This is a genomic window from Streptomyces sp. HNM0645 (genome assembly GCF_030056615.1).
Lineage (GTDB): Bacteria > Actinomycetota > Actinomycetes > Streptomycetales > Streptomycetaceae > Streptomyces > Streptomyces marianii.
On record NZ_JASHLT010000126.1, the window covers coordinates 1 to 1153 of the forward strand.

1 protein-coding gene and 2 pseudogenes are annotated in these 1153 nt (G+C 68.7%); all 3 read right to left on the minus strand.

Translation table 11 applies throughout. The annotated features are described in order from the left end of the window. Positions 1 to 513, minus strand: a pseudogene (locus QMZ92_RS35920) (IS3 family transposase); the annotation flags it as partial. Beyond that, complete coding sequence (locus tag QMZ92_RS35925) at positions 450 to 620, minus strand: IS3 family transposase (protein WP_283302141.1); 171 nt, start codon at positions 618 to 620, stop codon at positions 450 to 452. The gene QMZ92_RS35925 and the pseudogene QMZ92_RS35920, both read right to left, overlap by 64 nt. A 9-nt stretch (positions 621 to 629) precedes the next feature. Further along, positions 630 to 1120, minus strand: a pseudogene (locus tag QMZ92_RS35930) (transposase); the annotation flags it as partial. Positions 1121 to 1153: the final 33 nt, after the last annotated feature.

Genomic DNA, 1153 nt, shown 5'->3' on the forward strand with positions numbered 1-1153 from the left:
TTGGGCGCCCTTGTCGGTGTGGAAAACGACGCCGTGCACCCGACCCCCGCGGGCGGCCACGGCCATCTCGATCGCGTCGGTGACCAGCGAGGTGCGCATGTGGTCGGCGATTGACCAGCCCACCACCTTCCTCGAGCAGATGTCGATCACCGTGGCGAGATAGAGCCACGTCGCGCCGACGGCTATGTAAGTGATGTCGCCGCACCACCTGGTGTTCAGCGTGTCCGCGGTGAAGTCGCGCATCACCAGGTCAGGCGCGGGCGGCGCGGTCCTGTCCGCGATCGTCGTCCGCTTCTTCCTCCGCAGGTGACGGCCGACGATGTGGTTGATCCGCATCAGCCGGGTGACGCGCTTGCGGTTGATCCTGCGTCCCCTCGCACGCAGTTCAGCATGGACGCGCGGAGCCCCATACGCCCCCTGGTGTTCGGCATGGATGGCGCGGATCTCGCTCACGGTCCGCTTCTCCTCGGCCCGGCGCTCGGCTCGGGCCTGCTCGGTGGCCAGGTGCCGNTGACGCGCTTGCGGTTGATCCTGCGTCCCCTCGCACGCAGTTCAGCATGGACGCGCGGAGCCCCATACGCCCCCTGGTGTTCGGCATGGATGGCGCGGATCTCGCTCACGGTCCGCTTCTCCTCGGCCCGGCGCTCGGCTCGGGCCTGCTCGGTGGCCAGGTGCCGGTAGTAGCCGGCGCGGGACACCCCGAGCACCCGGCAGATCCGCTTGACGCCGAAGTCGGCGCGGTTGTTGGAGATGAAGTCCCAGCGGCGGGGGCTCACTTCACCTCCCGAGCGAAATAGGCCGCTGCCCGGCGCAGGATCTCGCGCTCCAGCTGCCACTCCTGCTCGGCCTTGAGCAGCCGGGCGTTCTCGGCCCGTAGGCGGGCCAGCTCCTCCTCCGCGCTCACGCTGCCGTCACGGCCCACGGTTACGGCCTGGGCCTCGTCCTTGCGCACCCACGTCCGTAGCGACTCCGCGGTGATGCCGAGATCCGCCGCCACCGCCGCATACGTCCGCTTCCCGGCCGCGGCCCGGTAGAGCGCGACCGCGTCCTTCCTGAACTCCTCCGGATACGGAGACTTGCGTCCCACCTGAACATCCCTCCCTGGACCATCAAGATCCATTGTCAGGGTGTCCACTCCAAAGGATCATCCTCA